The 21685-nt window shown below is 40.9% G+C and carries 24 protein-coding genes; 13 read left to right on the top strand and 11 right to left on the bottom strand.

The genetic code is table 11. The features are described from left to right. The first annotated feature begins 81 nt into the window (after positions 1–81). Complete coding sequence (locus F3G76_RS09110; protein ID WP_149706507.1) at positions 82–441, top strand: Fur family transcriptional regulator; 360 nt, start codon at positions 82–84, stop codon at positions 439–441. Here the strand turns inward: F3G76_RS09110 and F3G76_RS09105 are convergent. Continuing rightward, positions 432–824: an acyl-CoA thioesterase gene (locus F3G76_RS09105; protein WP_149706506.1), complete on the bottom strand. Its 393-nt coding sequence runs from the start codon at positions 822–824 to the stop codon at positions 432–434. The two genes, F3G76_RS09110 and F3G76_RS09105, sit on opposite strands and share 10 nt — an antisense overlap. A gap of 45 nt (positions 825–869) precedes the next feature. Between F3G76_RS09105 and F3G76_RS09100 the strand changes: the two genes are divergently transcribed. Next, entirely contained in the window at positions 870–1595 is a 726-nt protein-coding gene (locus F3G76_RS09100) for a class I SAM-dependent methyltransferase (protein ID WP_149706505.1), read from the top strand. On the opposite strand, the gene F3G76_RS09095 is transcribed toward F3G76_RS09100, so the two are convergent. Together F3G76_RS09095 and F3G76_RS09090 are read right to left on the bottom strand one after the other, a co-directional pair. Next, positions 1592–2470 carry a DMT family transporter gene (locus F3G76_RS09095; protein ID WP_149706504.1) on the bottom strand — a complete coding sequence of 293 codons (879 nt, stop codon included), beginning with the start codon at positions 2468–2470 and terminating at the stop codon, positions 1592–1594. The genes F3G76_RS09100 and F3G76_RS09095 overlap by 4 nt on opposite strands. After that, a complete protein-coding gene (locus F3G76_RS09090) occupies positions 2467–3216 on the bottom strand; it encodes a DUF4197 domain-containing protein (RefSeq protein ID WP_012001000.1) in 750 nt (249 codons plus the stop codon). The genes F3G76_RS09095 and F3G76_RS09090 overlap by 4 nt, the downstream gene beginning before the upstream one ends. A gap of 108 nt (positions 3217–3324) precedes the next feature. Between F3G76_RS09090 and F3G76_RS09085 the strand changes: the two genes are divergently transcribed. Next, a complete protein-coding gene (locus tag F3G76_RS09085; RefSeq protein ID WP_149706503.1) occupies positions 3325–3882 on the top strand; it encodes a manganese efflux pump MntP in 558 nt (185 codons plus the stop codon). On the opposite strand, the gene F3G76_RS09080 is transcribed toward F3G76_RS09085, so the two are convergent. Beyond that, positions 3879–4637: an exodeoxyribonuclease III gene (locus F3G76_RS09080; protein WP_149706502.1), complete on the bottom strand. Its 759-nt coding sequence runs from the start codon at positions 4635–4637 to the stop codon at positions 3879–3881. The two genes, F3G76_RS09085 and F3G76_RS09080, sit on opposite strands and share 4 nt — an antisense overlap. Before the next feature lie 53 nt (positions 4638–4690). Between F3G76_RS09080 and F3G76_RS09075 the strand changes: the two genes are divergently transcribed. Together F3G76_RS09075 and F3G76_RS09070 are read left to right on the top strand one after the other, a co-directional pair. After that, entirely contained in the window at positions 4691–5056 is a 366-nt protein-coding gene (locus F3G76_RS09075) for a diacylglycerol kinase (RefSeq protein ID WP_103610285.1), read from the top strand. Continuing rightward, on the top strand, positions 5047–5280 hold the full coding sequence (locus F3G76_RS09070) for a replication/maintenance protein RepL (protein WP_103610284.1): 234 nt from the start codon (positions 5047–5049) through the stop codon (positions 5278–5280). Before F3G76_RS09075 ends, F3G76_RS09070 begins: the two co-directional genes overlap by 10 nt. Positions 5281–5307: 27 nt before the next feature. On the opposite strand, the gene F3G76_RS09065 is transcribed toward F3G76_RS09070, so the two are convergent. The 4 genes from F3G76_RS09065 to rpsT form a co-directional block, all read right to left on the bottom strand. Then, on the bottom strand, positions 5308–6873 hold the full coding sequence (locus tag F3G76_RS09065; protein WP_103581277.1) for a flavocytochrome c: 1566 nt from the start codon (positions 6871–6873) through the stop codon (positions 5308–5310). Positions 6874–7231: 358 nt separating this feature from the next. Further along, positions 7232–7651, bottom strand: a complete 420-nt coding sequence (locus tag F3G76_RS09060; RefSeq protein WP_149706501.1) for a TOBE domain-containing protein — start codon at positions 7649–7651, stop codon at positions 7232–7234. Between the two features lie 311 nt (positions 7652–7962). Then, complete coding sequence (gene prfA / locus F3G76_RS09055) at positions 7963–9030, bottom strand: peptide chain release factor 1 (protein WP_004317452.1); 1068 nt, start codon at positions 9028–9030, stop codon at positions 7963–7965. A gap of 14 nt (positions 9031–9044) precedes the next feature. Beyond that, positions 9045–9314: a 30S ribosomal protein S20 gene (gene rpsT, locus F3G76_RS09050; RefSeq protein ID WP_004317319.1), complete on the bottom strand. Its 270-nt coding sequence runs from the start codon at positions 9312–9314 to the stop codon at positions 9045–9047. Positions 9315–9471: 157 nt separating this feature from the next. Between rpsT and glmM the strand changes: the two genes are divergently transcribed. From glmM to F3G76_RS09020, 6 genes are all read left to right on the top strand, one after another. Next, positions 9472–10812, top strand: coding sequence for a phosphoglucosamine mutase (gene glmM / locus F3G76_RS09045; RefSeq protein ID WP_149706500.1), 1341 nt, complete (start codon positions 9472–9474; stop codon positions 10810–10812). Next, positions 10805–11257, top strand: coding sequence for a signal peptidase II (gene lspA, locus F3G76_RS09040; protein ID WP_149706499.1), 453 nt, complete (start codon positions 10805–10807; stop codon positions 11255–11257). The genes glmM and lspA overlap by 8 nt, the downstream gene beginning before the upstream one ends. Continuing rightward, on the top strand, positions 11247–11609 hold the full coding sequence (locus F3G76_RS09035) for an NINE protein (protein WP_149706498.1): 363 nt from the start codon (positions 11247–11249) through the stop codon (positions 11607–11609). The genes lspA and F3G76_RS09035 overlap by 11 nt, the downstream gene beginning before the upstream one ends. A gap of 9 nt (positions 11610–11618) precedes the next feature. Further along, positions 11619–12053 carry a HemJ family protein gene (locus F3G76_RS09030; RefSeq protein ID WP_149706497.1) on the top strand — a complete coding sequence of 145 codons (435 nt, stop codon included), beginning with the start codon at positions 11619–11621 and terminating at the stop codon, positions 12051–12053. 9 nt (positions 12054–12062) lie between these two features. Beyond that, positions 12063–12608, top strand: coding sequence for an HI_0983 family protein (locus tag F3G76_RS09025; RefSeq protein ID WP_149706496.1), 546 nt, complete (start codon positions 12063–12065; stop codon positions 12606–12608). Positions 12609–12725: 117 nt separating this feature from the next. Continuing rightward, positions 12726–14165, top strand: coding sequence for an acetyl-CoA carboxylase subunit A (locus F3G76_RS09020; protein WP_149706495.1), 1440 nt, complete (start codon positions 12726–12728; stop codon positions 14163–14165). A gap of 40 nt (positions 14166–14205) precedes the next feature. Here F3G76_RS09020 and F3G76_RS09015 read toward each other — a convergent pair whose 3' ends face one another. Next, the gene (locus F3G76_RS09015) at positions 14206–15135 is read right to left on the bottom strand and encodes a PQQ-binding-like beta-propeller repeat protein (protein WP_149706494.1); all 930 of its coding nucleotides are present in this window, start codon (positions 15133–15135) and stop codon (positions 14206–14208) included. 99 nt (positions 15136–15234) lie between these two features. On the opposite strand from F3G76_RS09015, the gene F3G76_RS09010 reads away from it, so the two are divergent. Both F3G76_RS09010 and gdhA read left to right on the top strand, forming a co-directional pair. Beyond that, on the top strand, positions 15235–15807 hold the full coding sequence (locus F3G76_RS09010) for an SMI1/KNR4 family protein (protein ID WP_149706493.1): 573 nt from the start codon (positions 15235–15237) through the stop codon (positions 15805–15807). A gap of 130 nt (positions 15808–15937) precedes the next feature. Beyond that, positions 15938–17296, top strand: coding sequence for an NADP-specific glutamate dehydrogenase (gdhA, locus tag F3G76_RS09005; protein ID WP_149706492.1), 1359 nt, complete (start codon positions 15938–15940; stop codon positions 17294–17296). A gap of 1744 nt (positions 17297–19040) precedes the next feature. On the opposite strand, the gene infC is transcribed toward gdhA, so the two are convergent. Then, positions 19041–19559 carry a translation initiation factor IF-3 gene (gene infC / locus F3G76_RS08995; RefSeq protein ID WP_103611270.1) on the bottom strand — a complete coding sequence of 173 codons (519 nt, stop codon included), beginning with the start codon at positions 19557–19559 and terminating at the stop codon, positions 19041–19043. Further along, positions 19556–21376, bottom strand: a complete 1821-nt coding sequence (gene thrS, locus F3G76_RS08990) for a threonine--tRNA ligase (protein WP_103615960.1) — start codon at positions 21374–21376, stop codon at positions 19556–19558. The genes infC and thrS overlap by 4 nt, the downstream gene beginning before the upstream one ends. Positions 21377–21685 lie beyond the last annotated feature (309 nt).

Here is a 21685-nt window from a genome sequence, read left to right as displayed (position 1 = left end):
CAAAAGCCTAAATTTAGCCTTTTCTTTTAAATATAGTTTAAATCTTTTAGCGTTAATATACGCAAAATAAAAAGGGCAAAGATGAACGCGAGAAATTTCTTAGAAGAGCACAATATCAAGCCTACGACGCTTCGCATAAAGCTTGTTGAAATTTTACAAAACGCCAAAACACCGCTAAGCTACGATGAAATTTTAGAGAGCCTTGACGCAAACAAGACGACCTTTTATAGAAGTATGGAAATTTTTGAAAAAGAAAATCTCGTGATAAAAACCGAAAACAACCACAAGAGCTACTACGAGCTGGCAAATGAGGCAAAAGCCTACTTCATCTGCGACATCTGCCACAAGGTGACAAACATCGACATGCCTCACCTAAGCGTCGCTAAAAATATAAAAAGTGCCGTGATAAAGGGCGTTTGCGACGAGTGCGGTCACGAGTAAAGCGCGATGATCTCAGCTGGGATAGCTTTTGGGCGGTTTTTCTCAAGGTCGATATAGACAAACTCTGTCTTGCCAGTTGCTATTAGCTCGCCATCTTTTTTAAACTCAAAATATCTGCAAGATGTCGCCTTGCCCTCAGTCTGCGTGTAGGTGTAAATTTCTATCTCATCCATCAGCTTTGCGCTTTTTATATATTTTGCTTCATTTTTTCTAATGAGCCAAATTTCTCCCCTTTTATACTGCGCCTCGACCGTGTCGCCAACAGCGGCGGAGTGGGCAAATGCAGCCTCTTGCATAAGGGTGAAATAATAGACATTGTTCATGTGACCATGCATGTCGATAGCTTGTGGCGGGATGGTGACGTGATATATAAAATCTCTCATTTTTGACCTTTTTTGCTAAAATTATAACCAAAAAGAGGAGCTAAAATGCAAAATTTATGGGATAAAAAGGCGTCAAACTACCAAAGATTTGACGGCAAGATCAGCGCTATCCAGCAGCAAATTTTTGGTAAAGCCTTGGCTTGGGGAGTTGATTTTAGCGGCAAAGATATCCTTGATATCGGCTGTGGCACGGGCGTTTGGAGCATATTTTTATCAAAAACGGCTAAGCATATAACTGGCATCGATAGCTCAGAAAAGATGATAAAAATTTTAAACGAGGACGCAAAGAGATTTGGCGTGACAAATTTAACCAGCGAGGTTTGCTCGTGGAGAGAATTTAAGCCAGCAAGACACTTTGATATCGCCATTTGCACGATGAGCCCAGCCATTGCAAGCGATGAAGATTTTGCTAAATTTCAAAACTGCGCCAAGCAAAAGCTCTATCTTGGCTGGGACAAGCCTAGAAGCTCTGATCTGCTTGAGCCATTTTTTGAAAAATTTGGCCGCGTGCTCTCTCAAAAAAACGTAGTAGATAGGCTTGAAGCGTGGCTAAATGAGCAAGGCATCGCTTATAAGAGTCAAATTTTAAACGAAACTAGGATCGCTAGACGAAGCGTGCAAGAAGCAGCTGAAAATATCTGCTGGCACCTTGAGATAAACGGAGCTAAAAACTACGATGAAAAGACGGTTTTAGCGATGTTAAAAGAGAGATTTGAGGGCGAGTTTATAGATGAGAAAATAGACTCTCAAATGAAGCTTTTTGTCTTTTAGAGCTTAAATTTAGAGCAAATTTGCTTGCCAAATTCGCTAAAAATGACGCCAAAGATGATGAGCATGGCTCCAAAAATTTGCCAGATACTAAGTATCTCGCCAGCAAAAAAGTAGCCAATCAGCCCTGCAGAGACTGGCTCTAAGCAGAAAAACAAGGACGCCTTGCTAGCGGTCGTGTATCTTTGAGCGATAGTTTGCACAAAGTAGCAAAATATGGTGCCAATCACCATCGTGATAAATATCGCTATAAAAAAATCTCTATCGAAATTTGGCACGATACTGCCTTGAAAAAGCGCAAAAACAAGCGAAAGCAGGGCATTTGTGAGAAAGACAACAAAGACAAGCAAATAAAGCTCGCTCTTTCTTACAAAGTGACCATTTAGCGTAGTATAAAGTGCGTAAAATATCGCACAAACAAGCGCTAGTGCCTCGCCGCTCCCAAGTGCGAGCGTGGCGCCACTTAAGAGCCAAAGCCCAAAAATAGCGATCATAGCGCCCAAAATGGCAAAAATACTTATCTTATTTTTAAAAATAAAAGCCGCCATAAAAGGGACTATCACGCACTCAAGCCCCGTGATAAAGGCGACACTCGAGCTAAAAGTAAGCTTTAGGGCGTAAGTTTGCGTGGCAAATGATAAAAATAGTACCGCTCCAAGGATAATGCCGTAGATGACGCTCTTTTTATCAAATTTCTTAGTAAATTTAAGCGCGACAAAGCCCATAAAGATAGCCGAGAGAAAAAACCGGCAAAAGAGCATGACAAAGACGCCATTTGTCTTTAGCGCGTTTGCCATGGGTAAAAACGTAGCGCCCCAAACGACGGCAACTACGATAAGAGCGATGTCGGCTCTGTTTTGAGCGCTTAAATTTCTCATTTAAATATCGAGTCAAGCACCTTTTTGCCACTATCTAGGCTAAAGCCGCTTCTTAGCCCCTTTTCCTTCTCGCTCATCACGTTAAATAGCCCATCTAGCGTCTTTCTCGTGATATAAGCGTTTAGGTCTTCGCCTTCATCTGGCACATACTCGCTTGCGCCTAAATTTTTAGCTAGGCTTTTGACTGATTTTATCGTTTCGTTGTTTTTTACTGAGCCGCCGATGAAAGAATTTAGCCCATTATAGGCTGTTGCAAAGCTATTATCGCTCATCATTTTTTCAATTATCGGCGTAAATGCCGCTTTTAGCTTTTGGCTGGAGCTTTTCTCTAAATACTTCGTAACGCTGTCGCTGCCGCCGTTAAAGAGCTTTTTGACATCGGTTTCACTCATATTTTTTATGCTCTCACTAAAAATTTCAGCTGCCTTTGGCACGGCCGTGGTAGCAGCGTTGTTTATCGACTTGCTAAGGTCCTGCGCCCACTTCTCGCCGCCCACTTTTTTGGCCAAATTTGACGCCATTTCAAGGCTTTTTGGGAGTGGAATTTTAGCTGTAGCGTTGTTTATAAAGCCCTCTTTTGAAAGCTCGCTCACAGCGGCATTTAGCGCCTCGCTAACTAAGCTTTTATAGTCGCCACTTGATGCGTGAGTGGCGATTTTGACACCTTTATTTATCATATCATCCATGCTTGCGGCTTGCAGATTTAAAGCAAGCGCGCTACAAAGAATAATAAGAGATCTTTTCATCTTCTCTCCTTTTTTAAATTTAAAGCAAAATCATACAAAAAATATCTAAACGCTTAAAATAAATTTAATATTTTTGCACTAGAATTCACCCTTTTTTGAGGGGAATTTATGCAGCTTTTACTTCTTAGCTTCGCTCTTAGCATGGATAGCGCAGCACTAAATATGGCAAACGGCGCAAGGTATAAAAGCCTTGGCTTTGGCAAAATTTTATTTATCGCTTTTATGCTTGGCTTTTTTCAGTTTCTCATGCCGCTTCTTGGCTATTTTCTAGGCATTAGCTTTGCTAAATTTATAAGCTCAATTGATCACTTCATCGCATTTTTTATACTTTGTTTTCTTGGCTTTAAAATGCTAAAAGAGGCCTGTAGCAGCGAGGTGGGCGAGTCCTTAAGCATGGATATTAAGACCATTTTTGTGGGTGCATTTGCCACGAGCATCGACGCACTTGCCGTTGGTGTTACGCTTAGCTTTGAAGCAGTTAGTATATTCAAAAGCGCGCTCATCATCGGCGTAGTCTGCTTTGTGCTAAGCCTAGTCGCCTTTTACATCGGTAAATTTATGGGTGAAATTTTAGAGAAAAAGGCACTTTTTTTAGGTGGAGCGATACTTATATTTCTAGGCTTTAAAATCCTAATCACCCACCTGCTAGAAGAGGGCGTGCTCTAAATTTCTATCTCTATGCCAACTGGGCAGTGGTCGCTGCCGGTGATCTCTGGCAAGATGAAGGCGTCTTTTAGCCTATCTTTTAGCCCCTGCGAGATAAAGAAATAATCAATCCTCCAGCCTACGTTTTTCGCCCTTGCGTTAAAGCGGTAGCTCCACCACGAGTAAGCGTCCGCAACGTCGCCATTTACGGCTCTAAAGGTATCTATAAAGCCACTTTTTAGCACCTCATCTATCCACGCGCGCTCGATAGGCAAAAATCCCGAAGTTTTGGCGTTTGCCTTTGGATTTTTCAGGTCGATCTCGCGGTGAGCGGTATTTACGTCGCCACAAAATATCACCTCTTTGCCGCTTTTTACAAGCTCTTTGCAATAAGCTAGAAATTTCTCGTAAAAGTCCATTTTGTAAGCCAGCCTCTCATCGTCCTTTTGGCCGTTTGGAAAGTAGATGTTAAAAAGCACGATATCATCAAATCTATGCTCCAAAACTCGTCCCTCCGTGTCGTCAAAAAAGGCCGCTTTTTGCGTTTGCACGTCAAATTTAGCAAGGCTCATCACGCCAGAGTAGCCAGCCCTTGCGCCTGAGTTGACACTGATATCTTTAAAGCCAAGGTTGTAAATTTCTTTTGGCACGTCATCTTCTTTGACCTTGATCTCTTGAAGTCCCAAAAAATCAGGCCTAACCTCATCAAGCCAGCCAAAGCCATCTTTTGCCACGATTGCGCGCAGCCCATTTACGTTCCAGCTAATAAGTTTCAAATTTCATCCTTTTTTTAATTATAATTATGCCAAAAATCACAAAAAGGAAAGTTATGAGAAACCAGCCAACGTATAAATTTTTTAAAAATTTTAGCTACGCAAGGGAGGGTTTGGCTGAAATTTTTAAAAACGAAAAGAGCTTTCGCATAGAAATTTGCATATTTTTGATGGCTACGATCTCGCTATTTTTTTGGAAATTTGACCTTATTTTTAATCTATTTTTGATCTTTAGCATGGCATTTGTGCTAGTTTGCGAGTGCCTAAACTCAGGCCTAGAGCGAGTGACTGATCTTACAAGCCCAGACTACCACGCCCTAGCAAAGGCGGCAAAGGACGCTGGAAGTGCTGCCGTTATGATCGCAAATTTCTTATGTGGCGCGCTTTGGTGCGTAGCGATAGGATATAAAATTTGGAGCTAGAAAAAGAAATTTACAAAGCGCTTCTTGGCGAGAAAAAGGCAGAGATCATAAATTTACTTTGCGAGCTAAGCGATGAAAATGGCTTTGTCATGCTTAAAATTTCAGAAGTTTGCGAAAAGCTAAATGTGAGCAAACCAACAGTGATAAGCACGTTTAAGCTACTTGAAGAGAAGAAAATTTTTGAGCGAGTGAAAAATGGGGTTTATAGATTTAAAAATTTATAGTGGCAAGCAAATGCCTGCCACCTCTTTCTAGCCGATAGTCTCAGCAGCGATCATACCAAATGTCAAGCAATCAGTTATAGCCACTGATCCTAGACGGCTGGCTCCGTGAACGCCACCTGTGATCTCGCCAGCTGCATATAAATTTGGTATAGGCATAGCTGTTTGAGAGTTCATGACTTGGGCTTTTGTGTTGATATTTAGGCCGCCCATTGTGTGGTGAACTTTTGGCGTGCCACGCTCTGCGTAAAACGGCGGAACTGAGATATCAATGCCCTTTGTCGTAGTCTCAACAACTGGCTTGCCAAAGTCCTCATCAACGCCTTTTTTGACAAATTCATTGTATCTTGCGACTGTTTTTTTGAGCTCATCAACTGGGATCTTATACTCAGCTGCCAAAGCATCAAGTGTGTCAAATTTCTTACAAATTCCAGCTGCGATAGCTTTTTCATAGTGAGCTGGGAGCATGTGAGGAAGGGCTCTTGAGTCGCAGAAGTTGATAGGGAAGTTTTTATCATCTTCGCCTTTTTCGTGGATGACTTTAAACATCGCTTCAGTTCTTGTCCTGCGGTCAGCTAGCTCGTTCATATAGCGTTTGCCAGTTCTTGGATTGACTGAAATTCCAAACGGAAAAGAGCCATTTACGTTAAACATCGATCCCACGCCAAAGCCTGTCTCATCGGCACATCCCCAAGGGCCATACTGGATCCAGCTTGGCTGAACTGGATAAGCGCCCGCTCTAAATGCTGCTAGAAGCGCGCCTGCTGTTGAGCCTGGTTGGTTTGTCGAGTCTGTCTCAGGTGTGATCCTTGGATCTTGAAGGCGTCTAAAAATTTTATCCCTACAAAAGCCACCAGCTGCTAGTACGACGCCCTTTTTAGCTTTTATATATTTTGTATCGCCGCCTTTGTTTTCGACATCGTCACTCATCAAATTGCCATCAAATTTGTAGTTTTCTCTGACGATGACACCCACAACTGCGCCCTTGTCGTCAAAGACAAAATCATCAAATTTTGTCCTTTTTTTAATTGATGCGCCTTCTAATTTTTCAAATGTCGCAGTCATAGGGAGCACGATACCAGCACCGCTGCCAACCTCTGTTTGAAGGCTTCTTGGCACTGAGTGGCCACCTGCGTGAGTGATCTGATCAATATATTTTGCACCACAATCAAGTGTGAGTTTGTAGGCATCTTGCGCTCTCTCGCCGATCTTTGCCAAAAGATCAACGTGGTTGATGCCGCGACCTGCTTTCAAGCAGTCTTTGATAAATAGCTCGGTGCTATCTTTGATGCCAGCTTTCTTTTGCATGTCGCTATTTGGAACGGCAAAGATACCGCCGTTGATGACAGAGTTGCCACCTGTGCGGCCCATCTTTTCGATCAAGACGACTTTGTTGCCTTTTTTAGCTGATGTGACACCAGCTGCAAGAGCTGCAAAGCCTGAGCCGATGATGACTACGTCATACTCCTCGTCCCATTTGACATCTTTTTCGTTCATTGGGCTAGCCATTAAATTTGTAGCGCCCATGCCAAGTGCCGTGGCTCCGATAGCGCTAAATTTCACAAAATCTCTTCTAGATAAACCTGAATTTTTCATGCTCTCTCCTTTGAAGTAAGATATTCACTAACTAGATTATACGACTTTTTTATTAAAATAGTCTAATTAGTTTTTTAAATTAAACTTTATTAAAGCTAAGTGCGATTAGAGCGTAGTTTGGTAATATTTATTGACACTATTTTTATTCAAATTTGACTTTATATTTACGCTATATAGGCAATTAAAGTAAATTTAGTATAAAATTTGGAGATTTTATTTTTAAATTTACAAAAAATAAGTATTAATTAAATTTTTTGTTTTGAAAAATTTATGAGAGATTTTAGGATTTGATTTTAGATATTTACTTAAGTTTAGAAATTAATTTAACTAGAGGATCGGAGCAAATTTGCTCCGAAAATTATTTAACACCAACTATGATTTGAGTTGCTTTAATAATAGCAGTTACTTTGTCGCCTGCTTTTAAAGCCAAGTTATGAACTGACTCTCTTGTGATGATAGCTGAAATTTTGCTGCCGTTTGCGTCGATGATAACCTCAGCATTTACAGCGCCGTCTTTTATCTCGCTAACAATGCCTTTGATTTGATTTGTTGCGCTAAGCTTGATGCTGTCGTCTTTTGAAACGATAACGCTTGAAGCTTTGAATAAGAATATAGCTTTTTTACCAACTTTAAGATCAAGAGCTTTCTCGCTATCAACTGTAATAGTTGCTTTTAGGACCTCGCCACCTGCTAGTTTGCCAGCTATTAGCGAATTTACCGCACCTGTTCTTACTTCTGATATCTCAACATTTAGTTGATTTCTTGCACTTAGTGACATATTTTCTCCTTATTTTGATTTAATGTTTGGGTATTATAGAGTATTATTATTAATGCTAACTTATGATCAATCAATAAAATTTTTTAATATCACAAGTAAAGATTTATAATTTACCAAAGCCCAAAATATCGCAATAAATGAACTAAAATCTAAAAATTTAATTTAAATTATTTTTGAAAAATATATGAATAAATATTATTTTTTATTATAAAACAGACAAACTAAGATCGTTTCAAGATCAGATGATTTTGGATCTTAGTTTGTAGATTTTTGATTTTTAATGACTTGGTGAGAATTTATAAATTTTGCGCTTAAATGCCAGCCTCAAGCATCGCTTCTGCTTGATAGTGAGTGATAAGTGGCTCGATGATCTCGTCAAATAATCCTGCAGCCATGATCGCATCAAGGCGGTAAAGTGTTAAATTTATGCGGTGATCACTTATGCGGTTTTGTGGGTAGTTATAAGTTCTTATCCTGCCTGAGCGATCTCCAGTGCCGACTTGACTCTTGCGCTCGCTAGTCTCTTTTGCAAGTCTCTCTTGCTCTTGCATCTCGTAAAGTCTAGCTTTTAGCACCTTCATCGCAGCCTCTTTGTTTTTGTGCTGACTCTTGCCATCTTGGTTTGTCACAACAAGTCCAGTTGGTATGTGAGTGATCCTAACGGCACTATCAGTTGTATTTACTGACTGGCCGCCGTGGCCCGAGCTTCTCATAACATCAACTCTTATATCATTTGGATTGATCTCGATCTCGCTGTCTTCAACCTCTGGCATGATAGCCACAGTCACAGCCGAGGTGTGTACCCTACCCTGGCTCTCAGTCTCTGGTACACGCTGAACCCTATGCGTGCCACCTTCAAATTTTAGCCTTGAGTAAGCGCCTTTGCCCTTTATGAGCACGATGATCTCTTTAAAGCCGCCAGTATTGCCCTCACTTTGGCTAACGATCTCAAATTTATATCCACGAAGCTCTGCATATCTAATGTAAGCGTTAAAAAGATCTCCAACAAATAGTGCAGCCTCGTCACCACCAGTACCTGCGCGAATTTCTAAAAATATATTTTTATCATCGTTTGGATCTTTTGGAAGAAGTAAAATTTTGATCTCTTCTTCAAGCTTCTCTCTTGAAATTTCTAAATTTTTAAGCTCATCTTTTGCAAGTTCGCCAAGCTCAGAGTCCTCAAGTAAGGCTTTATTCTCTTCGATGTCGTTTAGAATTTGTAGATATTTTTTTGCAGCAGTTGCGACTGGTTCGATAGATGATTGCTCTTTTGAGAGCTTTGTCATCTTTTCGATATCGTTTGCTATATTTGGATCGCTTAGAAGCGTAGAAATTTCATCATAGCGATCCAAAAATGGATGAAGTTTATCAGCAAACATTAAAATTTAATAGATTAAGCAGCTTTTAGAGTATTTACTAATTGAGCAAGGCGACTAACGCGACGAGCAGCAGTTTGTTTCTTCAAAAAGCCTCTACTTACGAAGCTGTGGATGCTTTTGTTAGCAACTTTTAAAGCTTCATTTGCAGCATTTAGATCTTTAGCTTCTACAGCTACGCGCACTGCTTTTGTGATGTTTTTAAGTCTAGTGCGGTAAAATCTGTTTCTTTCTGTTCTTTTTATAGTTTGTCTAGCTCTTTTTTCAGCAGATTTATGGTTTGCCATAATATACCTTTTTTGATAATTTTAGTCCGTGATTATATGAAAAATATATTTAATTATAACTGAATTTAAGTCTGCTTTAAAACAAATAAAATTTTAGATTTTAAATTTGATAATTTCTGATAAAATAGCATCATTTTATAATAAAAAGGATAAATTGATGAAACTTTTTGGAACAGACGGAGTTCGTGGTAAGGCTGGCGAAAAGCTTTCAGCTCAAACATCTATGCGCCTTGCAATGGCTGCTGGAATTTACTTTAGAAAGACCTCAGCGACAAATGTGATCTTGGTTGGAAAAGATACTAGAAAAAGTGGCTATATGATAGAAACCGCCATCGTTGCAGGGCTAACTGCAGTTGGCTACAACGTCCTTCAAATAGGCCCTATGCCAACGCCTGCGATCGCATTTTTAACAGAAAATATGCGCTGTGACGCTGGCATAATGATAAGCGCATCACACAACCCATACTACGATAACGGCATCAAATTTTTTGATAGCTTTGGCAACAAGCTTGATGAGACGATAGAGGCCGAGATAGAAAAAATCTTCTACGACGACGAGCTCATCGCAAATGCCCAAAAGACGATGACAGAGATCGGCGCAAACAAGAGGATCGACGATGTTATCGGCAGATATATCGTGCAGATCAAAAATTCATTCCCAAAAGAGTTAAATTTAAAGAATTTACGAGTAGTTTTGGACGTAGCAAACGGAGCTGCTTACAAGGTCGCGCCAACTGTATTTAGTGAGCTTGGAGCTGATGTTATCGTCATAAACAACGAGCCAAATGGTAGCAACATCAACCAAAACTGCGGTGCGCTTCACCCAGAAGAGCTAGCAAGCGAGGTAAAAAGGCTTCGTGCTGACATCGGCTTTGCGTTTGACGGCGATGCTGATAGGCTTGTCGTTGTCGATGAAAACGGCGAAGTTGTGCATGGCGACGCTATACTTGGCTCGTTAGCTGCATTTTTACACGAGCAAAAGACTCTAAAAGGTGGTGCTATCGTGGCTACGGTGATGAGTAACGCTGCACTTGATGACTATCTAAAAGCTCACAAGATCAAGCTACTTCGCTCAAACGTAGGCGATAAATACGTGCTTGAGATGATGAAAGAAAATGGCATAAATTTTGGCGGCGAGCAAAGCGGACACGTCATATTTAACGACTACGCTAAAACTGGCGACGGCCTTGTTACTTCGATGCAAGTCGTTGCGATGATGCTTAAAAAAGGCAAAAAAGCTAGTGAAATTTTTGGCGAGCTAAAACCATATCCGCAAATTTTGCTAAATTTAAAGATCACAGAGAAAAAACCGCTTGATAAGATAGAGGGGCTAAAAGAGCTTGAGGCTAGCCTTGCAAAAGAGGGCATAAGATCGCTCTTTAGATACTCTGGCACTGAAAATTTGATCAGACTTTTGCTTGAGGGCAAAAATCAAACTTTAGTTGAAAAACGCATGGATGAAGTTGAGAAATTTTTTATAAAAGCCCTAAATGCGTAAAAATTTGGTTAAATTTTTCATTGCGTTTTTTGTCATTTTTGTCGTTGATCAGGCGATAAAGATGATATTTATAGATGGTTTTTCGTGGGAGGGCGAGTTTTTCTCGCTAGTTCTTACATATAATAAGGGCGTTGCATTTTCTATGTTTGCCTTTTTAGATGAGTGGCTTAAATTTATACAAATAGCCCTTATCTTAGGCGTTTTTATCTATCTGCTGGTAGAAAAAAAGCTACTCTTTTCGCACGCTATCTGGCTTGGAGGCCTGCTAGGAGCTGGCAGCTCAAATATCACAGATAGGTTTATCCATGGCGGCGTCGTGGACTATGTCTTTTGGCACAAGTGGTTTAACTTTGCGGTCTTTAACTTCGCTGATGTTATGATCGATCTTTGCGTGGTGATGATACTTTGGCAAAGTTTTAGAAAAAGGAGAGAAAATGGGAACTAACATCTACGTCGCATACGCGCTTTGGCTATTTACTGGCTGGCTTGGGGCGCATAGAATTTACCTTGGTAAATTTATCACTGGTTTTTTGATGATGGGACTATTTTTTATAGGCTACTCTTTGCAGATCATATTAATAGGATATATATTTTTAGGCATCTGGTTCATCTGGTGGATCATCGATGCGTTTTTAGTCGGCAGTGGCGTGGATAAAAATTTACAAAAGGCCGAGCTAAAAGAGAGAGTGAAGTTAAAAGACAAAGAAGAGGACCTCAAAAGACTTTATGAGCTTTTCGAGAGTGGTGCCATCAGCAAGGCAGAATTTGAAGCAAGAAAAGAAATACTTTTTAGATAAGGAGACACCATGTCAGAATACTATCTCTATTTAAAATACCTGCACTATTTGTTTTTCATATCGTGGATGGCAGTGTTGTTTTATCAGCCAAGACTCTACGTCTATCACGTAGAAAACATGAACAAGCCAGACTTCGTAAAAGTGGTCGAGGTGATGGAGTATAAGATGTATCACTACATCGGCTGGGTTGCGCTCATTGGATCATTTGTAACTGGTGCGCTGATCATAGTCGCTATGCCTGATCTCATAAAAATGGGTCACATCCACGTTAAAATTTTAGTTGTCATCATCATGGCTATTTATCACCTAGACCTTGGTCGCTACATGAAGCAGCTCAAAGAAAAACGCTGTAACAAAAGCGGTATCTTCTTTAGAGCCTACAACGAAGTGCCGACTGTTGCGATGCTCATCATCATTTGGGTAATGATAGTAAATCCGTTTTAAAGGAATTTGATGAAGAAAATTTTAGCATTTATCGCTTTGCCTATATTTTTGCTGGCCGCAACTCAGTATTTTGAGCCCATACAAGTTAAATTTGACAACAGGCTCTACTCGCTGGCATATTCAGCCAAGCCTGTGCCAAATTTATTCACACAAGAATACTTGCTCCCTGGCGAAAAACCAGAGAGTTTTAGCTACATGCTCTCGCTAAATACGCTCAAATTTGAAGCGACGATCGAGCAAGCAGTCGAGCAAAAGATAAATGACCTAAATAAGATGAAAGAAAAAGGGCTAAAAGTAGCTTATAAAAAGGGCTCGCTGGCAAATGAAATTTATCTTGATATCACGATATTTTCAAATTTAAATGGCACTCCAACAGCCGAGCACTCGATATACCGCTACACCAAACAAGGCGGAAATTTAGTCCTTTTCACCATCCAAAGGCGTGCATATAAAAAAGAGGGCATACAAAAATTTGCTACAAATTTCACCATCGAAGCGGCTGATTTTAGCAAAAAAGCCCTAGCCACACCTTTTCCACAGATCATCCAAAGATGACTAAATTTGAGTGTAAATTTGACCTTTGCACTCAAATTTTAAAAATACTCTTAATAAATTTATCTAAAAATAAATCGAATAGTTATATGATAAGAAAAACCTAAAAAAGGATAGCCTATGATACGTAAAATTCTTATCGCAAACCGTGGCGAGATCGCAGTTAGGATAGTCAGAGCTTGTAGGGATTTATACATCCAAAGTGTGGGAATTTATACAGCGCCGGACAGCGAGTGCTTGCACGTCAGGATCGCTGACGAGGCCTATCAAGTGGGCGACGACCCAATAAAAGGCTATCTTGACGCCAAAGCGATCGTAAAGCTTGCTAAAGAGTGCGGAGCTGACGCGATACACCCAGGATACGGCTTTTTAAGTGAAAACTACGAATTTGCAAAGGCAGTCGAGGACGCTGGGCTCATTTTCATCGGTCCAAAGGCCGAAGTCATCAAGAAAATGGGCGATAAAAACGTCGCAAGATATCTTATGAAGAAAAACGGCATACCAATAGTGCCAGGCACAGAGAAGCTAAACGACGAGAGCATGGATGCCATAAAAGAGCACGCTAGACGCATAGGCTACCCAGTCATCTTAAAAGCAAGCGGCGGCGGCGGCGGCCGTGGCATCAGGGAGGTTTGGCAAGAAGAAGATATGCAAAACGCCTTTGAGTCGTGCACCAGAGAGGCAAAGGCATACTTTAACAACGACGAAGTCTTCATGGAAAAACTAGTCGTAAACCCTCGCCATATCGAGTTTCAAATTTTAGGCGACAACTACGGCAACATCATCCACCTTTGCGAGCGTGACTGTTCTATCCAAAGGCGCCACCAAAAGATCATCGAGATCGCACCTTGTCCTTCGATCAGTGAAAACTTAAGAAAGATCATGGGCGTGACCGCAGTGGCCGCTGCAAAGGCTGTGGGCTACTCAAACGTAGGAACGATCGAGTTTTTGCTAGATGACTACAACAACTTTTACTTCATGGAGATGAACACTCGTATCCAAGTGGAGCACGGCATCACTGAAGAGATCACAGGCCATGATCTAGTAGTTAGGCAGATAAGGATCGCAGCTGGTGAAATTTTAGAGATCGAGCAAAGCGATATCAAACCACGCGGCTACGCGATAGAGGCCAGGATCACGGCTGAAAATGTCTGGGAGAATTTCATCCCAGCACCAGGCACGATCGAGGGCTACTACCCAGCTCTTGGCCCATCTGTGCGCGTCGATAGCCACGTCTATAAAGACTACACCATACCGCCATTTTACGACTCACTCATCGCAAAACTGATCGTCAAAGCAACCGACTACGATCTTGCTGTAAATAAGCTTGAAAGAGCACTTGAAGAATTTACTATCGAGGGCGTGCGAACGATCATTCCATTTTTGCTAACGATCAGCAAAAGTAAGGAATTTAGAAGAGGATTTTTCGATACTAGCTACGTTGAGAAAAACTTAAAAACTATCCTTGAAAACACCTATGATGATATGAACAAAGAGCCAAATGACGACCTAGAAGAGGTCATCGTAGAGGCGATAAAAAGATATAAAAAGAAGAGATAAATTTATCTTATTGCGGCTTTGGCGATAAATTTCGCCAAGGCTAAATTTCCGCGCAAACTGCGTAAATTTTAGCTCCGTCATTTGCCACGGCGTAGAGCCTGCCACCACTTACTAGCATGATCTGATCTGCGCTAAGGCTAAATTTCTCAAACTCTATCTCTTTTAAAAGTAAGCCATCTTTAGCGCTTATCAAAACTGGCTTATTTTTGCGGTTTGCAAGCAAAATTTGACCATCGACCCAAACAAAATGCTCCGTGCCGCTGGTTTTAAACTTAAACATCACTTCGCCACTTTTTGCATCCACGGCGTATAGATCGCCGCCCTTGCCAGCGGTGCCAAAGTAAAGCACCCCATCATTCAGGCAAACTGGTGTGTAGAGATATGCGCCAAGCTTTAGCCGCCAGATGGTCTTGCCTATCCTTGCGCCCTGCTCTTTGGGCGGCAAATTAGCGTTTAAATTTTCATCTTTTGCTTCGCTTTTGAACTCTGCGCCGCCTAAAATTTCTTTGCACTCCATCATAAATGGCGAGCTCATTCGCACGCAAAAACCATCAAATTCATACGTTTTAGCGTCGTTATATATCTCTTTTATGGGCTCATTAGCAACGCCGAGCTCGCTCATCTGCCCGTTATCTATCTTTATGAGCTTTGCTGGGGAGTTTATGTAGCCCTTGTAGTATCTAGTATTTAGCACGAAGTAGCCATTTTCTAGGTAGCAACGCGCATTGCTAGCTATAAAAATTTCGCTTTGTTTATAGGTAAGCGTTGATCTTTTATGCTCGCTAAAGTCGCGTGAAAATGTATCTAGTAGCACGTAGTTTGGCGTTAGTTTTTGAGCTATCTCTAGCTCGCTAGGCACCCCAAAAGCAAAATGTACAAATGCAATGCGCTCACCCATCTCATAAATGCCAGTTACGCCGTGTCCGCGAAACTCCACGCCAGGCATATCAAGAGGATATGATCTAACCACGCTAGCTCCTTAAATTTATGGCGATTATAACCCAAATTTCAAAGCGCACTAGGCTAAATTTGATAAAATTTGCCAAATTTAGCAAATTTAAGGAGCGATATGTTTTTAAAATTAGACGAGATCGCTAGAAAACTAGATCAAATTTTCTTGCCGCTAGAGCAAGAGGGCATGACTGGTATGAGACTTTTGCCGCAAAAGGATGCTTTGGTGTTTATGCAAACACAAAAGAGCCTTGGCGTAAATTTCCCAGCTAAATTTACAGAGATTTTAAGCAAATTTGACCTTGGCAATTTTGAAATTTGCAATGTCAGTTTTGGCTCCAGAGGCGACTACGCAAGCGAGCTAGTGCGCCTAAACAGCGTAGATGAGTTTGGTGGCAAATGGTGGCAAGGTGAAGCTCGCCCAGTAAATTTGATAGTTTTTGCCGTAGGTGATCCTTGGATATTTTTGCTTGATTGCACGAGTGGTGCGGTCTATGCGTGGCTACTTGAAGATAAAAAGCTTTGCAGCAGACGCGTTGCGAGCGACTTTGAAAAATTTTTCATAGCGCTTGCTAGTACCTATATAGCAAGGCTAAATGATGAAGCCCTGCCATCAGCCAAGCAAATACTAAATTTTGTCCAAGCAGACGACACAGCACTTCCTTTTTGGCAAGAGATGGCGCAAATTTAGTAAATTTTATAAATTTAGTTTCGATATGTAACACTCTTTGCCCAAAATAAAAATATTAAAATATCTTTAAATAAAAATTTTTTCTAGCCGAGTTAATATTTAACTACAAAAAAAGGAAAAAGGAGCAAAAATGAGCGAGTACATCGAACAAACGATGGAGTGGATAAAGAAGACCAACCCAGGTCAAGGCGTCTTTGTCCAAGCTGCGACTGAGGTTCTAAACAGCCTAGAGCCGCTTATCAAAAGAGAGAGCAAGTACCAAAAACACGCGATCCTAGAGCGCATCGTCATCCCTGAGCGCACGGTGATCTTTCGCGTGACATACACGGGCGATGATGGCAGACCAAAGGTAAATAACGGCTACCGCGTGCAGTTTAACTCAGCTGTTGGCCCATACAAAGGCGGTCTAAGGCTCCACCCAAGCGTCGATCTTGGCGTGCTAAAATTTCTTGGATTTGAGCAAATTTTCAAAAACTCGCTCACTGGCGTAAATATCGGCGGTGCAAAAGGTGGCAGCACATTTGATCCAAAAGGTAAGAGCGAGGGCGAGATAATGCGCTTTTGCCAAGCATTTATGAGCGAGCTTTACCGCCACATCGGCAACACCGTGGATGTGCCAGCAGGCGATATCGGCGTGGGCGCTAGAGAGATCGGCTATATGTTTGGCCAGTATAAAAAGCTAACTGGCAGATTTGATGGCATCCTAACTGGCAAAGGGCTAAACTGGGGCGGCAGCCTAGCGCGCACAGAGGCTACTGGATACGGACTAGTATATTTCACTCAAAACATGCTAAAAAAAGCTGGACTTGATCTTGAGGGCAAAAAATGCAGCGTCAGCGGTAGCGGAAATGTCGCCATCTACACAGTCGAAAAGCTCTATCAAGCAGGCGCACTGCCTATCACCGTCTCTGACTCAAACGGATACGTCTATGACGCTGAGGGCATCGATCTAGCGGTGCTTAAAGAGCTAAAAGAAGTAAAACGCGCTCGCCTTAACGAATACACCAAATTTAGACCAAATGCAAAATATGTAAGCGTGAGCGAATACAAAGAGGGCAGAAACGGCGTCTGGGACGTGCCATGCGACGGAGCCTTCCCATGTGCGACACAAAACGAGCTTCACCTAGCTGACATAAAAGTGCTTTACGCAAATGGCTGCCGCTTCGTGGCTGAGGGCGCAAACATGCCAAGCACGCTTGATGCGATAAATTTCATGCTTGCGCAAAAAGACTTTCACTTTGCGCCGGCAAAAGCAGCAAACGCTGGTGGCGTGGGCACAAGTGGCCTTGAGATGATGCAAAATGCTGGCATGACTTCGTGGAGCTTTGAAGAGGTCGATCGCAGACTTCATGACATCATGAACCACATCTTTGAACTAAGCTACGAAACGAGTAAAGAGTTTGGCGATGAGGGCAACCTAGTGCTTGGCTCAAATATCGCTGGCTTTAGAAAAGTGGCTGATGCGATGATAGATCAAGGATATGTGTAGGCCAATTTGGCTCTGTAAATTTACGTCCAAGCTAAATTTGGACGTAAATCAATATAAGGCTGGCTGGAGTTTTAGCCAAAATAGAATTTTACCTTTTGCACGGCAAATTTTACTAGCAAGCTAGCAAATTTACGCTAGCTTGAAGCATTTTATGCGGTGTGTATAGAGCGTTCGTTTTTGACAAATTTGCGCTGGTGTGGCGAATGTGGATTTGAAGCTTGGTTAAATTTCACTAGGGTGGCAAGCAGACCACTTTTTTAGAGCTTTTGGTATAAATTTTTGTCAAAAGAGCTGATACGGCGGCAAATGGTGGAGTGGCGAGGTTTGAGCAGTAAGATTGAAAGTTTTTGCTGTGAAGCGTCCTGTGGATATTTTGCTTGATTGCACGAGTGGTGCGGTCTATGCATGGCTACTTGGCGACAAGAAGCTTTGTAGCAGATGAATTTCTAGCGACTTTAAGGATTTTTTTATAGCGCTTGCAACTTCGACATAGTAGGGCTAGATAACAAAATCCTGCCAAAAAATGAGCAAAACCTAAAATTTCTCAAGCAGATAAAAAACACTTTTTTGACAAGAAACGGCTTATGAAATTTAATAAATTTAGGCTCAGCTCAGACTAAATCCTCTTTTATAAATTTAAGCTACAAACAAGCGAATTCCTTACTAAATTTAGCCTAAAAACTCGCACACGCACCATAAATTCACAAACTCGCAAGAAGTTCAAATTTACTCTAATAGGCTGCGTTTGCTTAGTTAAATTTTAGTAAAGCACTCACGTAAGAGGCAGTAAAAGGTGGGATAAATTTTGGTAAGCGAAAATTGAAATTTACTGCATTTAACCCACAAATAAGCAAATTTCTCATCAAATTTGGTCGCCACATAAAAAGTATTATTAAAACAATATTTCTCTTGCCAAATTTAGCTAGCTCATAAGCAAAATTTAGCTTAAAACACCCGCACCGCATTTAAATTTACAAACTCACAAGAAGTTCAAATTTACTCTAATGGGCTGCGTTTGCTTGGCCAAATTTCAATAAAGTAACCCACGCTAGCGACAACAAGACAATCAAATTCGGACAAGATAATTTAAATTTTACTAAATTTAAGCTACAAACAATCAAGTTTCTTACCAAATTTGCTCATCAAATAAAACTAAAAGTAGTCAAAACATTTTGTAAAAAGTATTATTAAAGCGATATTCTCTTTGCCAAATTTAGCTAGCTCATAGGCAAAATTTAGCTTAAAAACTCTCACTCAAGCATATAAAAGACAAAATTTAAAACTCACAAGAAGTTTTTAGGCACAGCGCTTTTGCGAGTGACAGCAAGATAATCAAATTCGAACAAGGGAATTTAAAATTTGCTAAATTTAAGCTACAAACAATCAAGCTTCTTACCAAATTTAGCCTACAATTAGACAAAATTTGGTTTCAAGCGCCCATGCAAACACTTAAATTTACAAACTCACAAGAAAGTCAATTTGTCTAGATTATTTTCAGCACAACATCTATACAAGTGATGTCAAAGTATTAAATTCCAGTAAGCAAAAATCAAAATTTACTAAATTTAAGCCGCGTCTAAATTCATACTACAAAATTTAATCACAAGCCACATCAACCGCAAACGCCATTGCGTAAATTTAGTAGATATAAAAATGATAGAATTTTTGAAAATAGTTATTTGTGAGTTTTTGTATTAAAAATTTAATGAAAAAGAGCAAGCCCTAGCCTGCTCTTTGTGAGAATTTAACCCTTTTTTGGAGTTACAAGCATATTTACATAACGACCTTCTATTATAGGCTCTTTGTCGCGATCAGCTTCATCTTTTATCATCTCCCAGACCTTCTCAAGCATGGCTACGCCAGCCTCTGGGGTGCTCATCTCGCGACCCTTTAAAAATACACGAAATTTAACGTGTTTGCCATCTTGCAAAAACTCGCTTGCGTGTTTAACCTTGTAGTTTATATCGTTTTGGGCGATCTTGACAGAGAGTTTTATCTCTTTTATCTCGATGGTTTTTTGCTTTTTCTTGGCCTCTTTTTGCTTTTTCTCTTGCTGATAGCGGAATTTGCCATAGTCCATTATCTTGCAAACTGGCGGCTTCGCATCTGGCGCTATAAGCACTAGATCAAGCCCAAGCTTATTTGAGATATCTAAAGCCTCATCTCTTGAGATGACACCGTATGCCGTGCCATCATCCCCTACACATCTTACCTCTCTCGCCCTTATGTCCTCATTGAGCAATACTTCATTTTCCTTACTCAAAAATGTACCTCACTAAGTTTCTCCTTCGTTAAATTTATAAATTCCGCCAAGCTCATATCACTCTGCGTCCTAGCCTGTCTGTCGCGCAACGCAACGCTTTTGTTCGCTACTTCGTTGTCTCCTAGCACGACTATCATAGGCACCCTTTGTTTTTCTGCCGTTCTTATTCTCTTATTTAAACTCTCATTTTTACTTGCGATCTCGCTATCAACGTTGATCTTTCTTAGCTCGCGTGAAATTTCTTTTGCGTAGTCTAAATGCGCGTCGCTAATAGGCACGATGACAACCTGCGTCGGAGCTATGAAAAATGGTAGCTCGCCAGCAGTGTGCTCAAGTAAAATTCCTATAAATCTCTCAAAACTGCCAAGCAGTGCTCTGTGAAGCATTACAGGGCGCTGTCTTTCGTTGTTTGCATCGATGTAGCCTAGATCAAAGCGCTCTGGCAAGTTAAAATCGACTTGTATCGTGCCGCACTGCCACTTTCTCTTAAGCGCGTCAGTTATCTTAATGTCGATCTTTGGTCCATAAAATGCGCCGCCGCCCTCGTCGATGCCGTATTTAAAGCCATTTTCATCAAGAGCTTCTTTTAGCGCTTTTGTAGCTGTATCCCAAATTTCATCGCCACCGATCGCTTTGGCTGGCTTGGTTGAAATCTCCATCTCGTAATGAAAGCCAAAATTTTCCATTATCGTGCCAGCAAATTTTAAAATTTCTAAGATATTTTCTTTGATCTGGCTTGGCATACAAAAGATATGTGAGTCATCTTGTGCAAATTCTCTAACCCTGAAAAGTCCGTGAAGCACACCGCTTTTCTCATGGCGATGCACGACGCCATACTCGAAAAATTTAAGCGGCAAGTCGCGATAAGAGCGGATGTCACTTTGATAGACTTTGATGTGACCAACGCAGTTCATCGGCTTGATGCCATACTCTGTCTCATCGATCGTTGTAAAGTACATATTTTCTTTGTAGTTTGCGTAGTGACCGCTTCTTCTCCACACATCAGCCTTTAAAAGCTCAGGACCTCGTACTGGCTCGTAGCCGCGGTCGCGGTGAGCTTTGTATAAGAGCTGCTCTAGTTTTGATCTCAAGCGTCCGCCGTATGGTAGCCAGATAGGCAAACCGCCACCCACTTCCTCATCAAATGTAAATAGCTTCATCTCGACGCCAAGCTTTCTATGATCGCGCTTTTTAGCCTCTTCGATGATGCGGATGTGCTCTTTTAGGCTCTCTTTGTCTGCGTAAGCTGTGCCGTAAATTCTAGTTAGCATCTCACGGCTCTCATCGCCACCAAGATATGCCCCAGCCACGCGTGTAAGCTTGAAGAATTTTAAAAATTTAGTATTTGGTAGGTGTGGTCCGCGGCAAAGGTCTTCAAAATCGCCTTGTGCGTAGCTGCTCACTTCGCCATCTGGAATTCTTTTTAAGACCTCTTGTTTTAGATCGTCGTTTTTAAATTTCTCACTCATATTAGCTTTAGTTGAGCAGGTTTTAACGATGTCAAATTTCTTCTCAGCAAGCTCTTTCATCTTATCTTCGATCGCTGCTAGATCGCTCTCGCCTAGCTTCGTGCCCTCATCATCAACTCTAAAATCATAATAAAATCCATCTTCTACGTTTGGTCCGACAAAGAATTTCGCCTTTGGATAGAGTGATTTGATAGCTTGTGCCATGAGATGTGCACAGGAGTGTCTGATAACGTGTAGTGCCTCTTTTGAGTTGTCAAAATAGATAGGCTCAGCACTACTCTCACGCCCTGCGATACTTTGAGTATCGACTATTTCGCCATTTAGTTTGTATGCGATGATATCGCTCATTGTTTTTCCTTATATCAAATTGTCTTTTTTACAATAAAAGAACGATTAAGGATTTTATCGAAATGGGCTTTAAGCTAAACTTAATAATTGCTAAGCAAATTTTTATAAATTCTTTTTAAATTTAGTAAAATTTGAGCCAAAATTTTTGGTTTTTAAAATATATTTTTTTATATATAAAGATAAATATCCCTAAAATATGCATATTTTATCAATATACTTTATTATATTTTAAGATTATCCTTGATAATATTTGCTCTTGAAATGAATTTAGCAATTTCTCGTCTTTGCATTACTTAAATTCATTTTTCT

Origin of the sequence: Campylobacter concisus (assembly GCF_902460575.1) — a bacterium.
In the GTDB taxonomy this organism is placed as follows: domain Bacteria; phylum Campylobacterota; class Campylobacteria; order Campylobacterales; family Campylobacteraceae; genus Campylobacter_A; species Campylobacter_A concisus_AW.
This window is presented reverse-complemented; position numbering and strand designations above follow the sequence as displayed.

Coding starts and splice junctions, on each gene's coding strand:
- F3G76_RS09025 (WP_149706496.1), top strand. CDS start 12,063: ATGAAGAAAATTTTAGCATTTATCGCTTTGCCTATATTTTTGCTGGCC.
- F3G76_RS09060 (WP_149706501.1), bottom strand. CDS start 7,651: ATGTCACTAAGTGCAAGAAATCAACTAAATGTTGAGATATCAGAAGTA.
- lspA (WP_149706499.1), top strand. CDS start 10,805: ATGCGTAAAAATTTGGTTAAATTTTTCATTGCGTTTTTTGTCATTTTT.
- glmM (WP_149706500.1), top strand. CDS start 9,472: ATGAAACTTTTTGGAACAGACGGAGTTCGTGGTAAGGCTGGCGAAAAG.
- F3G76_RS09065 (WP_103581277.1), bottom strand. CDS start 6,873: ATGAAAAATTCAGGTTTATCTAGAAGAGATTTTGTGAAATTTAGCGCT.
- F3G76_RS09090 (WP_012001000.1), bottom strand. CDS start 3,216: ATGAAAAGATCTCTTATTATTCTTTGTAGCGCGCTTGCTTTAAATCTG.
- F3G76_RS09105 (WP_149706506.1), bottom strand. CDS start 824: ATGAGAGATTTTATATATCACGTCACCATCCCGCCACAAGCTATCGAC.
- rpsT (WP_004317319.1), bottom strand. CDS start 9,314: ATGGCAAACCATAAATCTGCTGAAAAAAGAGCTAGACAAACTATAAAA.
- F3G76_RS09085 (WP_149706503.1), top strand. CDS start 3,325: ATGCAGCTTTTACTTCTTAGCTTCGCTCTTAGCATGGATAGCGCAGCA.
- F3G76_RS09075 (WP_103610285.1), top strand. CDS start 4,691: ATGAGAAACCAGCCAACGTATAAATTTTTTAAAAATTTTAGCTACGCA.
- thrS (WP_103615960.1), bottom strand. CDS start 21,376: ATGAGCGATATCATCGCATACAAACTAAATGGCGAAATAGTCGATACT.
- F3G76_RS09020 (WP_149706495.1), top strand. CDS start 12,726: ATGATACGTAAAATTCTTATCGCAAACCGTGGCGAGATCGCAGTTAGG.
- gdhA (WP_149706492.1), top strand. CDS start 15,938: ATGAGCGAGTACATCGAACAAACGATGGAGTGGATAAAGAAGACCAAC.
- F3G76_RS09030 (WP_149706497.1), top strand. CDS start 11,619: ATGTCAGAATACTATCTCTATTTAAAATACCTGCACTATTTGTTTTTC.
- F3G76_RS09100 (WP_149706505.1), top strand. CDS start 870: ATGCAAAATTTATGGGATAAAAAGGCGTCAAACTACCAAAGATTTGAC.
- F3G76_RS09110 (WP_149706507.1), top strand. CDS start 82: ATGAACGCGAGAAATTTCTTAGAAGAGCACAATATCAAGCCTACGACG.
- F3G76_RS09095 (WP_149706504.1), bottom strand. CDS start 2,470: ATGAGAAATTTAAGCGCTCAAAACAGAGCCGACATCGCTCTTATCGTA.
- F3G76_RS09035 (WP_149706498.1), top strand. CDS start 11,247: ATGGGAACTAACATCTACGTCGCATACGCGCTTTGGCTATTTACTGGC.
- F3G76_RS09010 (WP_149706493.1), top strand. CDS start 15,235: ATGTTTTTAAAATTAGACGAGATCGCTAGAAAACTAGATCAAATTTTC.
- prfA (WP_004317452.1), bottom strand. CDS start 9,030: ATGTTTGCTGATAAACTTCATCCATTTTTGGATCGCTATGATGAAATT.